Consider the following 19,416-nt stretch of genomic DNA (forward strand, 5'->3'; position numbering starts at 1 on the left):
ACCCACCATGCGAATCCTCCTCATCGGCGCGGGGGGCGTGGGCGATGCCATCGCCAAGATCGCCGCCCGCCGCGACTTCTACGAACTCCTCATCGTCAGCGACTACGACGAATCCCGCGCCCGCCGCACGGTCGACTGGATCGCCGCCAAGCACGGCGAGGCCGTCGCGGCCCGATTCGCCACCGCGCAGGTCGATGCGAGCGACCCCGAGATCGTGGCATCCGTCGCCCGCGAGCACGGCGCGACCCACGTCATGAACGCGGTCGAGCCGAAGTTCGTGCCCGCGATCTTCGCCGGCGCACTCGCAGCCGGCGCCGACTACCTCGACATGGCGATGAGCCTGTCCGAGCCGCACCCGACCGACCCGTACGCCGAGACCGGCGTGAAGCTCGGCGACGACCAGTTCGCGCAGGCCGACGACTGGGAGAAGGTGGGCCGGCTCGCACTCGTCGGCATGGGCGTCGAGCCCGGGCTCTCCGACGTGTTCGCGCGCTACGCCGCCGACCACCTCTTCAGCGAGATCGACGAGCTCGGCACGCGCGACGGCGCCAACCTCGTCGTGCGTGACGAGGAGGGCAACGAGATCTTCGCGCCCTCCTTCTCGATCTGGACCACGATCGAGGAGTGCCTGAACCCGCCGGTCGTGTGGGAGCAGGAGCGGGGCTGGTTCACCACGCCGCCGTTCAGCGAACCCGAGGTGTTCGAGTTCCCCGAGGGCATCGGCCCGGTCGAGTGCGTGAACGTCGAGCACGAGGAGGTGCTCCTCATGCCGCGCTGGGTCGACGCGAAGCGCGTGACCTTCAAGTACGGCCTCGGCGACGAGTTCATCGGCATCCTGAAGACCCTGCACCTGCTCGGGCTCGACTCCACGACGCCGATCCGCGTCCGCAGCGCGAACGGCCCGGTCGAGGTCGCACCCCGCGACGTGGTCGCGGCGGCGCTGCCCGACCCCGCCACGATCGGACCGCGCATGACCGGCAAGACCTGCGCCGGCCTGTGGGTCACCGGAACGGGAACGGATGGCGCCCCGCGCGAGGTGTACCTCTACCACGTGAGCGACAACGAGTGGACGATGCGCGAGTACGAGGCGCAGTGCGTCGTCTGGCAGACCGCGCTCAACCCGGTCGTCGCCCTCGAGCTGCTCGCGACGGGCGCCTGGTCTGGCCGCGGCGTGCTCGGCCCCGAGGCGTTCGACGCGAAGCCGTTCCTCGAGCTCATGGCCCGTGCCGAGGCCGACGGCGGATACGGCCAGCAGTGGGGCATGGAGGACCGCCTGGCCCGCTGACGCGTTGCCCCGCGCGCCGCCCGCGCCGCCCGCGGGCGCGCGGCGCGGCCCGGCGCGCAGGGGCGTGCCGGGGAAGGGCGCGAGCGCTGGGCGCGCGGTATGGTCCCGGCATGACGGATGCCGCGACGATCGCCCGTGCCCACGCGCTCGCCGACGAGGAGGATCGTCGGGCCGGGGTTCGTACGCGTTCCGCCGAGCCCGGTGACCTCGCGGCGGTGCTCGCCAGGTTCGATGCGACGTGGGGCACGGGGCACACCGTCGACCTCGCGTGGTTGACCGCGGTCGCGCACGCGGGAAGCACCGTGCTGCTCGCGGATGCCCCGGGCGCGGCTGCGGGCTCAGGCGCGGCATCCGCTCACGCCCCCGCGCCGGCCGCCCCCGCCCTCGCGCCGGCCGCGCCCGCCCCGGCCGCGCCGGCGCTCGGCGCGCTCCTCGGCTTCCTCGGCTGGGAGGGCGGCCTGCACGTGCATTCGCACATGAACGCGGTCGATCCGGCGGTGCGCGGCCGTGGCATCGGGGTCGCGCTGAAGCTCCGCCAGCGGGCGATCTGCCTCGAGCACGGCATCGAGGAGGTGCGCTGGACGTACGACCCGCTCATCCGCCGCAACGCCCGCATGAACCTCCGCCGGCTCGGTGCCGAGGTGGCGGCGTACCTGCCCGACTTCTACGGCGAGCTGCGCGACGCGATCTCGGGCGGAGACCGGAGCGACCGCTTCGAGGTGCGGTGGCGGCTCACCTCCCCGCGGGTCGTCCGGGCCCTCGAGCGGATGCCGCAACCGGCGTGGCACGCCCACGGCGGCCTGCCGCTCGTGGCCGACTTCGAGGCGGTGCGCGGCGCGGACCCCGAGACGGCCGGAGCGCTCCGCGCCGCTTCGCGTGAGGCCTTCGCCGCGCTCGCCGACGGTCTCCGCCCCGAGCTGGATGCCGCGGGCGACTACGTCTTCACCGCCGACGACCCCGACCGCGAGCCCTGACGCGGGCCGGCCGCCCGCCGCGCCCGCCCGCGGGCAACACCCGCCCCGCGGCATCCGCTCGGCCCGGGGCAACACACGCCCCGCGGCATCCGCCCGGCCCAAACGCGATTCAGGACGATCGCGCCTCGTTCCGGCGTGTCGGGCACAGACACGCCGGTAGGAGGCCGGCTCATCCTGAGCGGGCGGAAGCCGAGCATGCGGAAGCCGAGCAGGGCGCAAACCGAGCGGATGCCGCGAGCGGCACCGTCCCTCCACACCCGGGCCGGGACATCCCCACCGCACCGGGCCAGAGCCGACCGGCAGATGCGGTCGGCCGCGCCGCCACCCTCGGGTGATGTCCCGCATCGACACCGTGCTGCGCGTCCTGGGCGAGGTCGCGCACCTCTCGACCCTGCGGTCCTTCGGGCTCGCCGATGACGAGGTCAGGGCGGCGGCGAGACGAGGTGCCGTCATCCGGGTCAGGCCCGGGTGGTACGCCTCGCGGAGGGCGGATGCCGAACAGCTCGTCGCGGTGCGCGTGCATGCGAAGCTCGGCTGCGCCACCGCCCTGCAGCGGTTCGGCGTGTGGTCGGGTCCGGCCGGGCCGGTGCACCTGCACGTCCCGACGAACGCATCGCGGCTCGGCAGCCCTGGTGCACCGGGCAGTCCCGGTGCATCGACCGGCCGAGAGGTGCCGTCGGTGTGGCATCCGCGCACGCCTGACGACCGCCGCCGCGGCATCCGCCCGGGCGACCGCAGCGTCGCACCGACGACCCACTGGCTCGACGACCCGGATGCGCACGCCGCCCTCGACTGGATCTGCTCGCCGTCGGCCGCGCTCGCCCAGGCGGTTCGGTGCCTCCCGACCGAGCATGCGCAGGCGGCGGTCGATTCGATGGTCGCCGAACGCGGGATGCCGCGCAGCGACGTCGAACGCATCGTGGCGCTCGCTCCGGCGCGGCTCGGACTCGTCGTCGACGAGCTGAGCGGGCGGGTCGGGTCGGGTGTGGAGTCGCTGTTCGCGCGGCGGCTCGTCGCGCGGGGGCATCGGGTCGAGTCGCAGGTCGGCCTCGGCCCGCACGGCCCGTTCGACGGGGTGATCGACGGGTGCGTGCTGTACGAGGCCGACGGATGGCGCCACCATGCCTCGCGCGAGAGCTTCGAGGCCGATCGCGGGCGGACCCTGGTCGCGCAGTCGTTCGGGATGCCGCTCGTGCGACCGTCGGCGGCGCAGGTGCTCGAGGATTGGCCGCTCGTCCTGGCCGCGGTGGAGCGGACGGTCGCGGACGCGAGCCGCCTTCGCGGCCTCGACGGTTGGCCGAGCCGATGAGCCCGCCCCCCGCCTCCACCTCCCACCTCCCACTTCCCACTTCCCCCTCCACCTCTCCCACCTCCACTTCCGACCCCTCACACCGCTCCCCGCCCATATCCCACCTCCCAGCGATTCAGGACGATCGGGGGCGGATGCCGCGTGTCGCGGCGTTTCCACCCGCGTGTCGGCCCGATCGTCCTGAATCAGTGAGGGTGAAGGGTGAGGAGGGAGAGGAGGGGGGAGGGGGCGGGTGCCAGACTGAGGGGAGGCGGCGGAGGGAGCGACGATGACCGAGCAGACGCGGCCGGTGCGTGCACCGGTGATCGAGGCGGTCGAGCTGCACCGGCTCGAGGTTCCGCTCGTGCGCCCGTTCGAGACGTCGTTCGGCCGCGAGGTCGGGCGCGAGGTGCTGCTGGTGCGCGTGCGCACCGATCGCGGCGACGGGTGGGCGGAGTGCGTCGCCGGTCGCGACCCGTTCTACTCGGGTGAATACGTCGACGGGGCGGCATCCGTCATCGAGCGGTACCTGGCGCCCGCGCTGCTGCGGGCCCCCGCACCGCGGGTCGTCGACGACGGGCACGTGAGCGGCGTGCTCATCGAGGATGCCGCGCACGGGTCGGCGGGCGTCTGGGTCGACGATCGAGAGCAGCGGGCGGATGCCGTGACCGGGCCGCGCACGGGTGCGGCGGCGTCGATCGCGAGCGTGCCGCTCGCGGCATCCGTCGCGCCGACGCTCGCGTTCGTCGCGGGGCACCGCATGGCCAAGGCCGCGCTCGAGGCCGCAGTCCTCGATGCGGAGCTGCGCGCGCAGGGGCGTTCGATGGGCGAGTGCTTCGGTGCGGTGCGCGAGTGGGTCGACTGCGGCGTCTCCGTCGGCATCGCGTCGAGCGTCGAGGAACTGCTCGACGAGGTCGCCGGGTACGTCGAGGAGGGCTATCGGCGCATCAAGCTGAAGATCAAGCCCGGGTGGGACCTCGTGCCGGTCGCGGCGGTCCGCGAGCTCATCGGACCGGCCGCGATGCTGCAGGTCGACGCGAACACGGCCTACACGGCCGACGACATCCCGTTGCTGGCGAGCCTGGACCCGTTCGACCTGCTGCTGATCGAGCAGCCGTTCGCCGAGGAGGACCTCGCGACGCACGTGCGGCTCGCGCAGGTCGCGGCGACCCCGGTGTGCCTCGACGAGTCGATCGTGGATGCCACGACCGCCGTCGACGCGATCGAGCGCGGTGCGACGAGCATCGTGAACGTCAAGCCGGGGCGAATGGGCGGGTACCTCGAGGCGTTGCGGGTGCACGATGCGTGCCGCGCACGCGACGTGCCGGTGTGGTGCGGCGGGATGCTCGAGACGGGCGTCGGGCGCGCGGCGAACGTCGCGATCGCGGCGCTTCCGGGGTTCGTGCTGCCGGGCGACACGTCGGCGTCGGCGCGCTACTTCGCGGAGGACCTGACCGAGCCGTTCGTGCTCGGATCGGGCGAGCATCGGGGCCAGCTGCGGGTTCCGGATGCCGCGGGCACGGGTGTCGAGGTGCGCGAGGACCTCGTGCGGGCATGGGCCGCGCACCCGCCGGTCACGCTGAGCGCGACCGGGTGACCTCCGCGTCGTGGGGGCGCATGGCGAACGCCGGGTAGGCGAGCCCTGCGGTGACCGACCCGAGGAAGCCGAACACGAAGTCGCCGATGGTATCGGTGTAGCCGACGTGCATGGTGGGGTCGATCCAGGTCTTCGCGGCCCACTCGAACACCTCCCAGCCGACCGCGAGCGAGAGGCCTGCGCCCGCGGTGACCATGACCGCGGCGAGCACGGGGCGCGGCGCGTCGGCGGGGTCGGCGATGACGCGGGTCCGCACGAGGATCAGCACGCACACGGCGGCGACGAGGCCGTTGAGCAGGAAGTGCATGGGGATGTCCCACCAGTCGACCGTCTTGTACAGGTCGAGCACGGCGCTCCAGGCCGCGACGAGCGCGACGACGCAGTACGCGAGGTCGAGGCCCGCGCGCACGTTCATCAGTCGCGGGACGAGCATGCTCGCCGTGACGACGGTGAGGCTGAGGGCGTCGATCGGCTCCCACCCGAATCCCGCGATCGGGATGCAGACGACCGCGACGAGCCTGACGAGGTCGGCGGCGATCGCGGCGGGACTCGCGGCACGCCGCCGCAGGCCGGTCCAGACGGTGCTCATCGCGCGGCCCCTTCCGTCGGTGGTGCGGTCGCGGGCCGCAGGAGCGCCTGGACCGGGTCGTGGTCGGATGCCGCGCGGCCGGCGAAGCGCACGGCGTTCACGCCCGCGCGGGCGACGCGCACCGGTCCGGCGACGAGGATGTGGTCGATGCGCCGGCCGAGGCGCCGGCGCCGGTAGCCCGAGTAGGTGCGCCAGGCGGGCGTGAGGTGTTCGTCGGCGAGGTCCCAGGCGTCCAGGAACGGGCCGTCGCCCGTCAGCCGCCCGTGCACGGCCGAGCGCTCGTCGGCGTTGAAGTCGCCCGTGACGACGATCGCGGCGTCGGGCTCCTCGAGGCGCAGGTCGGCGGCGAGCCGGGCGAGGTAGGTCGCAGAGTTGATCCGCGCGCGGGGCGAGATGTGGTCGAGGTGGGTGTTGAACACGTGGATGCGGAAGCCGGTCTCGCGGTCGACGAACCCGGCGGTGATCACGCTGCGTCGGGTGAGGTTGCCCCATGACGCGGTTCGGGAGCCGTGCACGTCGGGCGTCGCGGAGAGGGCGCGCTGTCGCCATCCGGTCAGTTCGAGTCGTTCGGCGTCGTAGAAGATCGGGGCGCCTTCGCCGCGCCCGCCGGGTTCGCGGCCGACCCCGAGGCGCCGGTAGGTCGGGCCGAGTCCCTCGGACACGGCGCCGGCCTGGCCGGCGAGCGCTTCCTGCACGGCGAGGACGGTGGGTCGTTCGGCGTCGAGCAGGGCACGGACGAGCGGGGCGCGTTCGGCCCATCGGTCGGGTCCGCCGGCGCGCGAGAACGGCATCCGCCGCCTGATGTTGAACGACATCACGTGCAGGTCGGGCGCCCGTGCCGGTCCGATGAGCGGCGCCTCCGTCGTCATGGGCCCCAGCGTACGCCCGGGCGCGGCGGGTGGGGCGGCGGCGCGCTATGCCTGCGGCGCGGCGCCCTGCGCGGCTGCGGCCTGCTGCTCGGCGAGCTGGCGGCGCACGTCGTCCATGTCGAGGTTGCGCGTGCCCTCGATGACCTGGTCGAGCTGGGCGCCGTTCAGCGCACCGGGCTGTGCGAAGACGATGATGCCCTCGCGGAAGACCATGAGGGTCGGGATCGAGGTGATGCGGAAGCCCGCGGCGAGGGCCTGCTCGGCCTCGGTGTCGACCTTGCCGAACACGATGTCGGCGTTCTTCTCGGAGGCCGTCTCGAAGATGGGGCCGAACATGCGGCACGGCCCGCACCACTCGGCCCAGAAGTCGAGGAGCACGATGTCGTTGTCCTTGACGGTCGACTCGATGGTGTCGTGGGTGATGTTCACGGAAGCCATGCGCGGGAGTCTACCAGAGGATACCCTAGGGGTATCCATGCGCCAGGTGGCTCAGACCGCGAGCCCCGCCGCGACCTCGCCGATCCGTGCGGCGGAGGCCGCGCGCTCGGGGCGCTCGTCGAGTTCGAACCACGTCGACGACAGCGCCGACCACGCGATCAGCCAGTCCCGCAGCCGTCTCGGCGCGAACCCCGTGGCCCCCACGACGACCTCGAACTGCCGCGCCAGCCGTCCGGGAACGAGCGCACGCTCGTGCGACGGGTTGCACAGCACGTTGCACACGTCGAACTCGGCGTCGCCGAGAAGCCCCTTCGGATCGATCGCGAGCCACCCGCGCTCGCCGAAGTCGAGCACGTTCCCGTGATGCAGGTCGCCGTGCAGGATCACCGGCGTGCGCCGCTCGTCGAGCAGCCGGCGCGCGAGATCCGCACCAGCACGGTGCAGCGGGCCGAGACCGTCGGCCTGGGCGAACAGTTGCCCGAACCACGTCTCGAGCGGGACGAGGTCGGATGCCGCGAGCCGCTCGAGCACGCGGTCCGTCCGGGCGTGCAGCGTGTCCGCGACCGCGCACAGGGTGCGCGTGGCGTCGTCGTCGTCGCCGGCCCGCACGGCGCGCACGAGGTCGCGCTGCCCGGCGGCCCGTTCGAGCAGGAGCGCGCGTCGCTCGCGCCGCAGCACGCGCGCGGCTCCGTGCCCGTCGAGGGCGACCAGCAGGGCGGCGCCGCGCGCCTCCTCGGTCTCGTGCGCGAGGTTGAACATCGCGGGCGTGCCGTCGGCCGTGAGCACCGGCACGAGCCGGCTCGAGTGCGTGGTCCACGCGTCGCCGTCCGGCCGCAGGCGCCACCTCGTCAGCCATGCGGCCTCGCGCGCGTGCCCCGGATCCACCGGGCCGAGATCGCTCACGCGAGCCCGGCGCGCGACCGGGACGGGCAGGGCGGTCGGGTCGCATCCATCCGCCCAGTATCGTGCCGCGATGCGGCACGGAACCCGCACGCGCGCGGCGGGGCGCCGTTAGGATCGGCGCATGTCCGACGATGCGGTCCAGCAGGCGAGGGAGGCGGCCGAGGCCGCGGCGGCAGCGGCGGCGGCGCTGCAGGCGCAGGCCGCGGAGGCGATCCGCAGGGCCGAGGAGGCGGCGGCGCTCGCCCGGGCCGCGGCCGACGCGGCGACGGATGCCACGGCGACGGGCGCCGCTGAGTCGACGCCCGACGCGGCGGTCGCCCCGCAGGCATCCGCTGCCCGGGCGCAGGCCGCCGACGGCCCGCTCGACGCGGACGAGGTCGAGCGGATCCGCGCCGGGTACGCGTTCGAGGGTGCGGCCCTCGAGATGGGAGCACTCGTCAACGGCGAGGCGCTGCCCGGGGTCCCCGTGCGGATCCCGATCGCGATGACCAACCGCCACGGGCTGGTCGCCGGTGCGACGGGCACCGGCAAGACGCGCACGCTGCAGGTGCTCGCCGAGCAGCTCGCCGCGAGCGGCGTCGCGGTGTTCGCGGCCGACATCAAGGGCGACCTGTCGGGCGTCGCGACCCCCGGCGCGAGCAGCGAGAAGCTCCTGAATCGCACCGACGGAATCGGTCAGGCGTGGGAGGCCGCGAGCTTCCCGACGGAGTTCTTCTCGCTGGGCGGCGTCGGCCGGGGCGTTCCGATCCGCGCGACGATCTCGGGGTTCGGCCCGCTGCTGCTCAGCAAGGTGCTCGGGCTGAACGAGACGCAGGAGTCCAGCCTGGGGCTCGTCTTCCACTACGCGAACAAGAACGGGCTCGCACTGCTCGACCTCGACGACCTGCGCACCGTGCTCGCGTACCTCGTCGGCGACGACGGCAAGGCCGAGCTGGCCGGGCTGGGCGGGCTCTCCAAGGCGACCGTCGGCGTGATCCTGCGCGAGCTCATCGCGTTCGCCGACCAGGGCGCCGACGCGTTCTTCGGCGAACCCGAGATCGACACCGACGTGTTCCTGCGCACCGCGGACGACGGGCGCGGCATCATCAGCCTGCTCGAGGTGCCGGGCGTCGCCGACAAGCCTGCGCTGTACTCGACCTTCCTGATGTGGCTCCTCGCCGACCTGTACGCGGGCCTGCCCGAGGTCGGCGACCTCGACCGGCCCAAGCTGGTCTTCTTCTTCGACGAGGCCCACCTGCTGTTCAAGGACGCATCGGACGAGTTCCTGTCGCAGGTGGTGCAGACCGTGCGGCTCATCCGCTCGAAGGGCGTCGGCGTGTTCTTCGTCACGCAGACGCCGAAGGACGTGCCCGCCGACGTGCTCGCCCAGCTCGGTTCGCGCGTGCAGCACCAGCTGCGCGCGTTCACGCCCGACGACGCCAAGGCGCTGCGCGCGACGGTGTCGACCTACCCGAAGTCCGGGTACGACCTCGAGGAGACGCTCACCGTGCTCGGCACCGGCGAGGCGATCGTGACCGTCATGAACGAGAAGGGCGCGCCGAGCCCCGTCGCGTGGACGCGGCTGCGTGCGCCGCAGGCGTCGATGGCGCCGAGTGCGGATGCCGCGATCGACGCGGCCGTCGCGGCATCCCCGCTCATGGCCGAGTACGGAGCCCCGATCGACCGGGAGTCCGCGCACGAACTCCTGACCGCGCGCATGGCGGATGCCGCGGCGAAGGTCGAGGCCGAGGAGGCCGCCGCGGCGAAGGCGGAGGCCGACGCCGAGTACGAGAAGATGCAGGCGAAGATCCGCGCCGAGGAGGAGAAGTCCCGGCGCAGGGCGCAGGCCGAGTACGACCGCCTCATGAAGCAGACCTCGGGTTCGTCGCGCTCCCGGTCGGGATCGCGGTCGGGATCGCGGTCGCCGAAGTCGCCGCTCGAGCAGGTGCTCGGATCCAGGACCACGCAGAAGGTGATCGGCGAGGTCCTCACGGGCCTGTTCGGGATGGCGAAGCGGAAGTGACCGATGTGCCGCCGCTGATCCGCGGCTACCGCCCGGCGGATCGCGATGCCGTGGCATCCGTGTGCCTGCGCACCGCCGCCGCGGGCGGCGACGCGACCGGCCTCTACCGCGACGACACGCTCATGCCCGAGGTCTACGCGCTGCCCTACCTCGAGTACGCGCCCGATCTCGCGTTCGTGGCCGAGCTCGACGGACGGGTCGCGGGGTACGTGCTCGGCGTGGCCGACACGGCGGCGTTCATCACCTGGTACGCGCGCGAGTGGGCGCCGGGCTTCAGGCTGCGGCATCCGGTCGCGGGGGAGCCGACCGTGCACCGCCCGGCGTACACCGAGGCCCAGCTGATCGCCGACGGCGGCGATCCGGAACGGATGCGGATCGCCGAACTCGGCGACCACCCGGCGCACCTGCACATCGACCTGCTGCCCGAACTGCAGGGGCGGGGCGTCGGTCGGCGACTCATCGACACGTTCCGCGCGGCGCTGGCCGATCGCGAGGTGCCCGCGGTGCATCTCGGCGTCGACCCGGCCAACATCGGTGCGCGGGCGTTCTACGGGCGGCTCGGCTTCCACGAGTTGCCGTCGAGCACGGCGGATGCTCCGAGGTACGGCATCGCGACGGCCTGAGTGCCTGCGAGCGGATGTCAGCCGCCGAGGCGGCGGCCCTCGAACCAGTAGAGCAGGTCCGGGTCGGAGCGGCGCAGCTCCGATGTCGTGACGGGCTCGTTCCGGACGACCTCGGGAACGTCGAGCGCGTCGGCGACGAGCGCTTGGGACGCTTCATCCCAGAACGCTCCGCGCATGCGCAGGATGCACCTGCCGTCGTGGTCGACGGCGAACAGCTGATGGGCCGTCTCGAGGCTGTCGCCCCGGTAGGTCTCGAGCCGGATCACGGCCGCGATGTCGCGGCGGGCCGTGCTCGTGAGCCGGCCGAGGAACCCGCGTTCGACGATGCCGTGGGAGCTGACGATGATCTCGGTGCGCTGGTATGCGACCCAGGCCGCCGCGCCGAGCATGGTGAGCATCGCGGCCGTCGCGAGGGTCAGTCCAGCGGCCGTGGCGCCGATCGGCGCGACGACCCATGCGAGCGCTGCGAGGACGGGCGCGCTGAGCGCCAGAGCCGGAAGCCCCATGGCCAGGGGCAGGGAACGGCGGGGTCTCAGGGTGTGCACCCTGAGACCCCGGCCCTCTGCCCGGCCGGTGCGGGAGTCCCCTGCGTCCCCGTATCCCGTTCTCACCGTTGCCACTGACATCGAGCACCATGATGTTCCGATTCCGGCGGCGCCGCTATTCGGCATTAAGGGGGACTTGCGCTCGGACCCGCGCCCGTGCTTCCGGTCCGTGTGGTGAGGACAGGGCGGTCAGGACAGGACGGGGACGACGGCCGCGCAGAAGTCGTCGGTGCGCCCGGTCGATCCCTTGACGACGCCCAGGTCCTCGAGGAACACGTCATCCTCGGGGTCGCCGGGAGTGCCGTTGTGATCGATCAGGACCTCCCAACGCACCTGGCCCGGGTTGCGGGCGATCGCTTTCCCGTCCGGACCGTACACGGTCGCACCGCCCGTCGCCAGCACGAGGATGGTGAGCGTCCCATCGCCGTTGTCGGTGATCTTCTGGTCCTTGTTGAGGGTGGTGACGATCTCGGTGACGGTGACGCCGGACTCGTTCGTGTACGACTGCTCGACCCGTTCGTTTCCGACGAAGTACGGCGCGGTGCCGGGCTTGCGGGTGTTGGCGATGAATCGGACCTCGAAGCTCCCCTCGATGAGGATGCTGAGGCCATCGACATCGCAGAAGTCGTCGACGACGAACGAGAATTCCTCGACGAACGATCCGCGGTCGATCGGCTTCGCGCTCGCCGGGGCGATCGTGAGCACCGAGAGCGCGAGGCCTGCGGCGAGACCGGCGCCGAGCAGGCGACGCATCGTGGAGCGAGACTGAGTGCGCATGCGCGGACTCCCTTCGGTCGTGACGCGAGGCGCCCCGACGTGGAGTTCGGGCCAGGGGCATCATCCCGCGTCGCGGGACGAGCGGCGACACCTGTTCGGGGGCGGAAACGCTCGAATGGCGGGCGCCGAGGTCGTCGATGCGCGCCGCCCGCGTGGGCGTGTCCCGTCCTGCAACCGGGTTCCGAAGCACCGGCCCACTGGTACCGAAGTGCCGACCCTCTTGTGTCGAGGTACCGATCCTCCGGTATCGAAGTACCGATCCTCCGGTATCGAAGTACCGATCCTCCGGTATCGAAGTACCGATCCTCCGGTATCGAAGTACCGATCCTCCGGTATCGAAGTACCGGACCTCCGGTATCGAAGTACCGGACCTCCGGTATCGAAGTACCGGATCTCCGGTACCGAAGTGCCGGCCCTCGGGTACCGAAGTTCCGGAGGTTCCCGAACACACTTTCTTGCCTATAACCCCACCCGCGGTTCGAGCACGCGTGGACGAGGAAAGCGCCCACCCTTCGGGCGAGCGCTTCCAGTGGCGGAGGATGGGGGATTCGAACCCCCGAGGGCTTTCACCCAACACGCTTTCCAAGCGTGCGCCATAGGCCACTAGGCGAATCCTCCTGGGACCCCTCACGCACCCGCCAGAGCCCGGTTGCCCTTGCTGCGTTTCCGCCCTGGGGGAGTTGGCCTGGATGGCGCCACGTGAGGAGCCTCCGACAGTCTACCCGAGCGAACGCGTCCGTCGAACCGCGAGGTACTCCTCGAGTGCTTCGCGGCTGGTCCGGGCGGGCGTGTAGCCCAGGTCGCGCTTGAGCCGGGTGTTGTCGAGCACGGGTCGGTAGCGCAGGAATCCGACGCGTTCGGGGCCGTGCACGGTCAGTCGCAGCGCCCGTGCGACGCGCAGGACTCCCGCGAGGACGCCGGCCGGGACGGTGATGGTCGGCGTGCCGACCGCGTCGGCGATCTCGGTCACGGTGACCCGGCCGTCGCCCGCCACGTTGAACGCGCCCGTGACCGGTCCGGTCGCGCCGCGCACGATCGCGCCGACGACGTCGTCGACCCAGACGAACACGAACGGGCTGTCGGAGCCGGCGATGCGCAGGATCCGCGGTCCGTCCCAGAGCGCCGTGATCTGGTTGGCCACGCGCGGCCCGAGGATGGTGCCGATGCGGAGCACGACCTGGCCGAGCTCCGGGTGCGCGGTTCGGTACTCGGCGAGCATCTCCTCGACGAGACGCTTGTGGCGCGAGTAGCTGAACTCGTCGTTGCCGCGGAGCGCGTCGTCCTCGGTGAGCCACTCGGGGTTGTCCGGGTGGTACCCGTACGCCGCGCCCGACGACGAGACGACGATCCGGGCGGTGCCGCCCGCGACGGCCGCGTCGAGCACGTTGCGGGTGCCGTCGACGTCGACGCGGTACTCGAGCTCCTCGCTGAGCCCACCTGGGTTCACGATCGCGGCGAGGTGCACGATCGTGTCGATCCGGTGCCGGGCGACGACCGACGCCACGGCCGCGGCATCCGTCACATCGCAGGTCTCGGTGAGCACCCCGTCGGGAACGGATGCCGCGGGCGGGCGCACATCGCCCGAGACCACGAGTCCGACGTCGGGGTGCACCGCGAGGGCCGCGACCGCGCTGGACCCGAGGAATCCGCTGCCGCCGGTGACGAGGACGCGCCTCACGGGGTCGCCTCCGCCTCGGGCGCCGGGTCGGCCTCGGGCGCGGTGCGCGCGGCCGCGGCATCCGCTCGCCTCGTCCGCCTGGCCCAGACGGTCGCGAGGGTCAGGCCCGCGATGATGTCCCAGATGCCCCACCAGCCGGCCACGATCGCCATGCCGCCGATCCCGCCGAAGAACGAGAACACCAGGCCCAGCCCGAGACCGGCGTTGCGGATGCCGACCTCGAACGTGATCGCCTTGCGATCGCGCACGCCGAGCCCGCCGAGGCGGGCACTCGCGTAGCCGAGGCCGAGCGCGACGGCGTCGTGCAGGAACACGGCGAGCAGGACCACGCCGATGTAGGCCATGAAGATCGCCCAGTTGCCGGCGAGCGCGGCGACGATGAACCCGACGAGGCCGGCGAGGCTCACCCACCGCATGGTGGGCTGCACGCGCGCCGCGAAGCGCGGCCAGGCCGCGCGGATGCCGAAGCCGACGAGGAACGGCAGGCCGATGATGAGGAAGATGTCGAGCAGCATCTGCCACCCGTCGAGGCTGACCGCGCGCACGAGCTCGGACGCCGTGGGGTGGAGGCTGCCCCAGAAGGCGATGCTGAGCGGCAGCACGAAGATGTAGATCACGTTCGCGACCGCGGTCATCGACACCGACAGGGCGACGTTGCCGCCCGAGCGGTAGGTGAGCACCTGCGAGATGTTGCCGGGCGGGCAGGCCGCGACGAGCAGCATGCCGAGCGCGATCGACGCCTGCACGTTCAGCAGCAGGGTCAGGCCGAACGTCACGGCGGGCAGCAGCACGATCTGCGCGAGGAGCGCGATGAGCATGGCCTTCGGCGCGCGCGCGACCGCGCGGAAGTCGGACGGCGACGTGTCGAGCGCGATGCCGAACATGATGAGCCCGAGCACGACGTTCAGGGCGATGAGCGAGCCCGGGGCGAAGTTCAGGACGACGTCGTCGATGTTCATGCGCGCACCTCCGCGGGGGTCGCGGTCCGGGCGGGGGCCTTCGGTGCGGGGAGGGCGCGCAGCATCCGCTTCATGGTCCGCCGGTAGGCGTCCTTGTTGACGTAGTACGACATGCGGTCCAGGCCGAGGTAGCGGTATCCGCCGGTGAGGTCGGGCCAGGGGCGGGCAGCGCCCGCCCGGAACCCGGCCGCGGCGCCCGGGTCGTCGCGCTGGGCCGCGAGGTATGCGGCGATGAGCTCGGCCTGCTCGTAGCGGCCCTGCCAGCCGATGCCGGATGCCTCGATCATGCCGAGCACGAACAGGCCGTTGAACGACGGCGGGAAGATGTTGAGGTAGAGCTCGGGCGAGGCTGCCGTCCAGTTCAGGTGCTCGCGTGCCACGAACGGGTAGTCGAGCCGGTACCCGGTGGCGAGCATGACGAGGTCGTAGTCGCCCGAGGCGCCGTCGGCGAAGTGCACGCTCCGCCCGTCGAACCGGTCGATGTCGGGCACGACGCGCAGGTCGCCCTGGCCGAGGTGGTTCAGCACCATCGTGTTCACGATCGGGTGCGACTCGTAGATCCTGTAGTCGGGCTTCGGGAAGCCGAACCGCACGGGGTCGCCCGTGAACGCGCGCAGCACGCGCGAGTCGACGAACTGCTTGATGCGGGCCGGAAGCGGGCGGCCCTGGTTGAGCGTGTCGCTCGGGCGGCCGAAGAGGTAGCGGGGCACGAAGTAGTAGCCGCGGCGCACCGACAGGTCGACGGATGCCGCGTGGTGCACCGCGTCGACCGCGATGTCGCACCCGGAGTTGCCGGCGCCGATGATCAGGACCCGCTTGCCCTCGAAGACCTTCGGCGACGAGTAGGCGCTCGTGTGCATGAGCTCACCCGTGAACTCGCCGCGGAAGCTCGGCACGTTCGGTTCGGCGAGCGTGCCGTTCGCGAGGACGACGGCCGGGTGCTCGGTGGTCGTCGACACGCCGTCGGGGCCGGTCGCGGTGACGCGCCATCCGCTCGCCCCGCTCGGGTCGCCGTCGACGGGTTCGATGCCCGTGACCTTCGTCTCGAACCGGAAGTGCTCGCGCAGGCCGAACGCGTCGGCGTAGGAGCGGAAGTAGCGGTGCAGTTCGCGGTGGCCGGGGTAGTCGGCGGTCGAGTCCATGGGGAACTCGGCGAACTCGGTCGTCGTGCGCGAGGAGATCAGGTGCGCCGACTCGTACATGGTCGAGCGCGGGTTGTCGATGTTCCAGAGGCCGCCGACGTCGGGTCCGGCCTCGAAACCTCGGAAGGGGATGCCGGCGCGGCTGAGGGCGCGCGCTCCGGCGAGGCCCGACGGGCCCGCTCCGATGAGGGCGATGGGGTTCACGGGTGGTTCCAGGTGGGGTTCGGCACCGGTGGGGAGCCGGCGCGATGGGGGTTCGGGTGAGGACAGCATAGGCGACGGGATTCCGGTACCCGTCGCCGGTGGATGCGCGCTGGGCGGGGGCTGAGCGTGGGCTGAGCGCGCGTGCGGGGTGCGTCGATAGGCTGGCGACGTGGCGCACAGCATCTACATCTGCTCCGCCGAGGGGAACACGGGCAAGTCCACGGTGGCCCTCGGAACGCTGGACACGCTGAGCCGGCGCGCGACCAAGGTCGGCGTCTTCCGCCCGATCGCGCGCTCCACGCTCGAGCGCGACTACGTGCTCGACCTGCTGCTCGCGCACGACGGCGTGATCGACCTCGCGTACGACGATGCGATCGGCGTCACCTACGAAGACGTGCACGCCGACCTCGAGGGCGCGCTCGCGACGATCGTGCGGCGGTTCAAGGCCGTCGAGTCGCGGTGCGACGTGGTCGTGGTCATCGGTTCCGACTACACCGACGTCGGCAGCCCGACCGAGCTCGCGGTCAACGCGCGCATCGCGGCGAACCTGGGCGCCCCGGTGCTGCTCGTCATCGGAGGTCGCGTGACGCAGGGGCGCGGCCGGACGGAACGGCTCGGGTTCGCCGACGCCCGCACGCCGGGCGAACTCGCGCAGGTCGCCGAGCTCGCGGTCGAGGAGCTCGAACGCGAGCACGCGTCACTGCTCGGGGTCGTGGCCAACCGGGCCGACCCGGAGCACCTGGACGAGATCATCGAGGCGATGCGCGCCGCGACGTCGGGCGTGCTCGCCGCGGCGGACGGCGCGGCCGGCGCGCCGGAGGCGGCGGGCCGTGCACCGGTCGCGGCGTGGGCGATCCCCGAGGACGCGTACCTCGTCGCGCCGTCGATGCGTTCGCTCATGCACGCGGTCGACGGCGAGCTGCATTCGGGCGATCCGGAGCTGCTCGAGCGCGAGGCCCTCGGCGTGGTCATCGCGGCGATGTCGATGGAGAACGTGCTGGAGTGGCTGACCGACGGCGCGGTCGTCATCGTGCCGGGCGATCGCAGCGAGGTGCTGCTCGGCGTGCTGACGGCGCACTCCTCGGCGACGTTCCCGTCGGTCGCCGGCATCGTCCTGAACGGCGGCCTGCCGCTGTCCGACACGGTCGAGCGGCTCATCGAGGGGTTGAAGTCGGGGCTGCCGATCATTCGCACCCAGCTCAGCAGCTACGACGCGGCGCTGGCCATCACGCAGATCCGCGGCAAGCTGGCGGCCGAGTCGCAGCGCAAGCACGACACGGCCCTCGCCCTGTTCGAGCGGCACGTCGACGGGGTCGAGCTGCTCGACCGGCTCGAGGTGGCGCGCACCGACGTGGTGACGCCGCTCATGTTCGAGTACGGGTTGCTGGCGCAGGCGCGCGCCGCGCGCAAGCACATCGTGCTGCCCGAGGGGTACGACGACCGGGTGCTCCGGGCGGCGGCGACGCTGCTCTCGCGCGATGTCGCGGAGCTGACGATCCTCGGCGAGGAGATCGAGGTGCGTTCGCGCGCGATCGGGCTGGGCCTGGACATCTCGCGGGCGAGCGTGTTGTCCAATCACGACCCGGTGCTCGTGTACCGCTTCGCCGACGAGTACCGGCGTCGCCGCGAGCACAAGGGCGTCACGCTCGAGCAGGCGCGCGACACCGTCCAGGACGTGTCGTACTTCGGCACCATGATGGTCGAGTTGGGCCTGGCCGACGGCATGGTCTCGGGCGCGATGCACACGACGGCGCACACGATCCGGCCGTCCTTCGAGCTGATCAAGACCCGCCCGGGGGTGGATGTCGTCTCGAGCGTATTCCTGATGGCGCTGGCCGATCGGGTGCTGGTCTACGGCGACTGCGCGGTCGTGCCCGACCCGACGGCGGAGCAGCTGGCCGACATCGCGATCTCGTCGGCCGAGACCGCGCGCCGGTTCGGGATCGAGCCGCGGGTGGCGATGCTGTCGTACTCGACGGGGGAGTCCGGGTCGGGAGCGGATGTCGACAAGGTGCGGCGTGCGACCGACCTGGTGCGCGAGCGGGCGCCGGAGCTGCCGGTCGAGGGGCCCATCCAGTACGACGCGGCGGCGGATGCCGCGGTCGCCCGGACCAAGCTGCCCGGTTCGTCGGTCGCGGGCCGGGCGACGGTGTTCGTCTTCCCCGACCTGAACACGGGCAACAACACCTACAAGGCGGTGCAGCGGTCGGCGGGTGCGGTCGCGATCGGGCCGGTGCTGCAGGGGCTGAACAAGCCCGTGAACGACCTCTCGCGCGGCGCGCTCGTGCAGGACATCGTGAACACGGTCGCGATCACCGCCATCCAGGCGGCGTCGTGAGCGTCGTCCTCGTCGTCAACTCGGGTTCGTCGTCGCTGAAGTACCGCCTCGTCGACGTCGAGGCGGGCAGCGTGCTGGCGTCGGGCCTGGTCGAGCGCATCGGTGCGGGCCCGGGGCCCGCGGCCCACACGGATGCCTCGGGGTCGACGATCCGCGACGAGTTCGAGGCGCGCGACCACCACGACGCGTTCGCGTGGATGCTGCGGGCGTTCGAGGCGCACGGGCCGTCGCTGGCCGAGTTCGCCCCGGTCGCGGTCGGTCACCGCGTCGTCCAGGGCGGGGCGCGCTTCTTCGAGCCGACGGTGATCACCGAGCTCGTGAAGCTCGACATCGACGAGTTGTCGGTGCTGGCTCCGCTGCACAATCCGGCGAACCTGGCGGGCATCGTCGCGGCCGAGCGCGCGTTCCCGACGGTTCCGCACGTCGCCGTGTTCGACACGGCGTTCCACCAGAGCATGCCTCCGGCGGCATACCTGTACGCGCTCGATCGCGAGGTCGCCGAGCGGCATCGCATCCGCCGGTACGGGTTCCACGGCACGTCGCACCGGTACGTCTCGCGTGCCGCGGCCGAGTTCCTGGGGCGCCCGGTCGAGGAGCTGAAGCAGATCGTGCTGCATCTCGGCAACGGTGCGTCGGCGTGCGCGGTCGACGGCGGGCGCTCGGTCGAGACGAGCATGGGGATGACCCCGCTCGAGGGGCTCGTGATGGGTACGCGCACGGGCGATCTCGACCCGGCGGTGGTGCTGCACCTGCTGCGCCGGGGCGGGATGGGCGTCGACGACGTCGATGCGCTGCTGAACAGGCGCAGCGGCATCCTGGGTCTCGGCGGGCACGGCGACATGCGCGACCTGACCGTGGCCGCGGCGGCCGGCGACGAGCGGGCCGCGACCGCGCTCGAGGTGTACGCGCATCGGGTGCGCGCGTACGTCGGGGCGTATGCGGCGCAGCTCGGCCGGGTCGACGCGATCGTGTTCACCGCCGGGGTCGGCGAGAACGCCGCGGTCGTGCGGGAGCTGGTGCTCGCGGGACTGGAGGGCTTCGGCGTCGAGGTGGATGCCGCGCGCAACGCGGAGCGTTCGCGCGCGGCGCGGCGGATCTCGGCTGGGTCCTCGCGCGTGGAGGTGCTCGTGGTGCCGACGGACGAGGAGTTCGAGATCGCGCGGCAGACGTTGGAGGTCGTCGCGCGCTGACGCCACGGCACTCCC

17 protein-coding genes, 1 tRNA gene and 1 other RNA gene are annotated in these 19,416 nt (G+C 72.3%); 8 read left to right on the forward strand and 11 right to left on the reverse strand.

Translation table 11 applies throughout. From position 1 onward, the window contains the following. Nucleotides 1-7: 7 nt before the first annotated feature. The 4 genes from DSM26151_RS03705 (at nt 8) to menC (ending at nt 5,144) form a co-directional block, all read left to right on the forward strand. Entirely contained in the window at nt 8-1,285 is a 1,278-nt protein-coding gene (locus tag DSM26151_RS03705; RefSeq protein WP_234661083.1) for a saccharopine dehydrogenase family protein, read from the forward strand. Between the two features lie 110 nt (nt 1,286-1,395). Then, on the forward strand, nt 1,396-2,259 hold the full coding sequence (locus DSM26151_RS03710; protein ID WP_234661084.1) for a hypothetical protein: 864 nt from the start codon (nt 1,396-1,398) through the stop codon (nt 2,257-2,259). 334 nt (nt 2,260-2,593) lie between these two features. After that, nucleotides 2,594-3,568: a hypothetical protein gene (locus DSM26151_RS03715; protein WP_234661085.1), complete on the forward strand. Its 975-nt coding sequence runs from the start codon at nt 2,594-2,596 to the stop codon at nt 3,566-3,568. A gap of 268 nt (nt 3,569-3,836) precedes the next feature. Then, on the forward strand, nt 3,837-5,144 hold the full coding sequence (menC, locus tag DSM26151_RS03720; protein WP_234661086.1) for an o-succinylbenzoate synthase: 1,308 nt from the start codon (nt 3,837-3,839) through the stop codon (nt 5,142-5,144). On the opposite strand, the gene DSM26151_RS03725 is transcribed toward menC, so the two are convergent. The 4 genes from DSM26151_RS03725 to DSM26151_RS03740 are packed head-to-tail and all read right to left on the reverse strand — an operon-like array spanning nt 5,122 to nt 7,943. Next, nucleotides 5,122-5,733: a hypothetical protein gene (locus tag DSM26151_RS03725; RefSeq protein ID WP_234661087.1), complete on the reverse strand. Its 612-nt coding sequence runs from the start codon at nt 5,731-5,733 to the stop codon at nt 5,122-5,124. The genes menC and DSM26151_RS03725 overlap by 23 nt on opposite strands. Further along, complete coding sequence (locus DSM26151_RS03730; protein ID WP_234661088.1) at nt 5,730-6,602, reverse strand: endonuclease/exonuclease/phosphatase family protein; 873 nt, start codon at nt 6,600-6,602, stop codon at nt 5,730-5,732. The genes DSM26151_RS03725 and DSM26151_RS03730 overlap by 4 nt, the downstream gene beginning before the upstream one ends. Before the next feature lie 45 nt (nt 6,603-6,647). Further along, a complete protein-coding gene (gene trxA / locus DSM26151_RS03735; RefSeq protein WP_234661089.1) occupies nt 6,648-7,040 on the reverse strand; it encodes a thioredoxin in 393 nt (130 codons plus the stop codon). Between the two features lie 51 nt (nt 7,041-7,091). Continuing rightward, a complete protein-coding gene (locus DSM26151_RS03740; protein WP_234661090.1) occupies nt 7,092-7,943 on the reverse strand; it encodes an aminoglycoside phosphotransferase family protein in 852 nt (283 codons plus the stop codon). Nucleotides 7,944-8,064: 121 nt separating this feature from the next. Between DSM26151_RS03740 and DSM26151_RS03745 the strand changes: the two genes are divergently transcribed. Together DSM26151_RS03745 and DSM26151_RS03750 are read left to right on the forward strand one after the other, a co-directional pair. Next, nucleotides 8,065-9,945 (forward strand): helicase HerA-like domain-containing protein, encoded by a 1,881-nt coding sequence (locus tag DSM26151_RS03745; RefSeq protein ID WP_234661091.1) that lies wholly within the window; start codon nt 8,065-8,067, stop codon nt 9,943-9,945. After that, nucleotides 9,942-10,568 carry a GNAT family N-acetyltransferase gene (locus DSM26151_RS03750; protein WP_326491029.1) on the forward strand — a complete coding sequence of 209 codons (627 nt, stop codon included), beginning with the start codon at nt 9,942-9,944 and terminating at the stop codon, nt 10,566-10,568. The genes DSM26151_RS03745 and DSM26151_RS03750 overlap by 4 nt, the downstream gene beginning before the upstream one ends. 17 nt (nt 10,569-10,585) lie before the next feature. Here the strand turns inward: DSM26151_RS03750 and DSM26151_RS03755 are convergent, their stop codons facing one another. The 7 genes from DSM26151_RS03755 to DSM26151_RS03785 all read right to left on the reverse strand — a co-directional run bounded on the left by DSM26151_RS03755 (nt 10,586) and on the right by DSM26151_RS03785 (nt 15,873). Further along, nucleotides 10,586-11,074: a hypothetical protein gene (locus DSM26151_RS03755; RefSeq protein WP_234661092.1), complete on the reverse strand. Its 489-nt coding sequence runs from the start codon at nt 11,072-11,074 to the stop codon at nt 10,586-10,588. Between the two features lie 228 nt (nt 11,075-11,302). Further along, nucleotides 11,303-11,890, reverse strand: coding sequence for a hypothetical protein (locus DSM26151_RS03760; protein ID WP_234661093.1), 588 nt, complete (start codon nt 11,888-11,890; stop codon nt 11,303-11,305). 530 nt (nt 11,891-12,420) lie between these two features. Next, a tRNA-Ser gene (locus DSM26151_RS03765) sits at nt 12,421-12,508 on the reverse strand. After that, nucleotides 12,506-12,602, reverse strand: an RNA gene (ffs, locus tag DSM26151_RS03770) — signal recognition particle sRNA small type. The genes DSM26151_RS03765 and ffs overlap by 3 nt, the downstream gene beginning before the upstream one ends. A 6-nt stretch (nt 12,603-12,608) precedes the next feature. Continuing rightward, nucleotides 12,609-13,568: an NAD-dependent epimerase/dehydratase family protein gene (locus DSM26151_RS03775; protein WP_234661094.1), complete on the reverse strand. Its 960-nt coding sequence runs from the start codon at nt 13,566-13,568 to the stop codon at nt 12,609-12,611. After that, nucleotides 13,565-14,527: a bile acid:sodium symporter family protein gene (locus DSM26151_RS03780; RefSeq protein ID WP_234661095.1), complete on the reverse strand. Its 963-nt coding sequence runs from the start codon at nt 14,525-14,527 to the stop codon at nt 13,565-13,567. The genes DSM26151_RS03775 and DSM26151_RS03780 overlap by 4 nt, the downstream gene beginning before the upstream one ends. Continuing rightward, complete coding sequence (locus DSM26151_RS03785) at nt 14,524-15,873, reverse strand: flavin-containing monooxygenase (protein WP_234661096.1); 1,350 nt, start codon at nt 15,871-15,873, stop codon at nt 14,524-14,526. The genes DSM26151_RS03780 and DSM26151_RS03785 overlap by 4 nt, the downstream gene beginning before the upstream one ends. A gap of 169 nt (nt 15,874-16,042) precedes the next feature. Here DSM26151_RS03785 and pta point away from each other — a divergent pair, with 169 nt between their 5' ends. Both pta and DSM26151_RS03795 read left to right on the forward strand, forming a co-directional pair. Beyond that, nucleotides 16,043-18,211, forward strand: coding sequence for a phosphate acetyltransferase (gene pta, locus DSM26151_RS03790; protein WP_234661097.1), 2,169 nt, complete (start codon nt 16,043-16,045; stop codon nt 18,209-18,211). Then, nucleotides 18,208-19,401 carry an acetate/propionate family kinase gene (locus tag DSM26151_RS03795; RefSeq protein ID WP_234661098.1) on the forward strand — a complete coding sequence of 398 codons (1,194 nt, stop codon included), beginning with the start codon at nt 18,208-18,210 and terminating at the stop codon, nt 19,399-19,401. Before pta ends, DSM26151_RS03795 begins: the two co-directional genes overlap by 4 nt. Nucleotides 19,402-19,416 lie beyond the last annotated feature (15 nt).

The organism is Agromyces marinus, from assembly GCF_021442325.1.
GTDB classification, from domain to species: Bacteria; Actinomycetota; Actinomycetes; order Actinomycetales; family Microbacteriaceae; genus Agromyces; species Agromyces marinus.

Coding starts and splice junctions, on each gene's coding strand:
- DSM26151_RS03780 (WP_234661095.1), bottom strand. CDS start 14,527: ATGAACATCGACGACGTCGTCCTGAACTTCGCCCCGGGCTCGCTCATC.
- DSM26151_RS03755 (WP_234661092.1), bottom strand. CDS start 11,074: ATGGGGCTTCCGGCTCTGGCGCTCAGCGCGCCCGTCCTCGCAGCGCTC.
- DSM26151_RS03710 (WP_234661084.1), top strand. CDS start 1,396: ATGACGGATGCCGCGACGATCGCCCGTGCCCACGCGCTCGCCGACGAG.
- trxA (WP_234661089.1), bottom strand. CDS start 7,040: ATGGCTTCCGTGAACATCACCCACGACACCATCGAGTCGACCGTCAAG.
- DSM26151_RS03760 (WP_234661093.1), bottom strand. CDS start 11,890: ATGCGCACTCAGTCTCGCTCCACGATGCGTCGCCTGCTCGGCGCCGGT.
- DSM26151_RS03725 (WP_234661087.1), bottom strand. CDS start 5,733: ATGAGCACCGTCTGGACCGGCCTGCGGCGGCGTGCCGCGAGTCCCGCC.
- DSM26151_RS03745 (WP_234661091.1), top strand. CDS start 8,065: ATGTCCGACGATGCGGTCCAGCAGGCGAGGGAGGCGGCCGAGGCCGCG.
- DSM26151_RS03705 (WP_234661083.1), top strand. CDS start 8: ATGCGAATCCTCCTCATCGGCGCGGGGGGCGTGGGCGATGCCATCGCC.
- DSM26151_RS03730 (WP_234661088.1), bottom strand. CDS start 6,602: ATGACGACGGAGGCGCCGCTCATCGGACCGGCACGGGCGCCCGACCTG.
- menC (WP_234661086.1), top strand. CDS start 3,837: ATGACCGAGCAGACGCGGCCGGTGCGTGCACCGGTGATCGAGGCGGTC.
- DSM26151_RS03715 (WP_234661085.1), top strand. CDS start 2,594: ATGTCCCGCATCGACACCGTGCTGCGCGTCCTGGGCGAGGTCGCGCAC.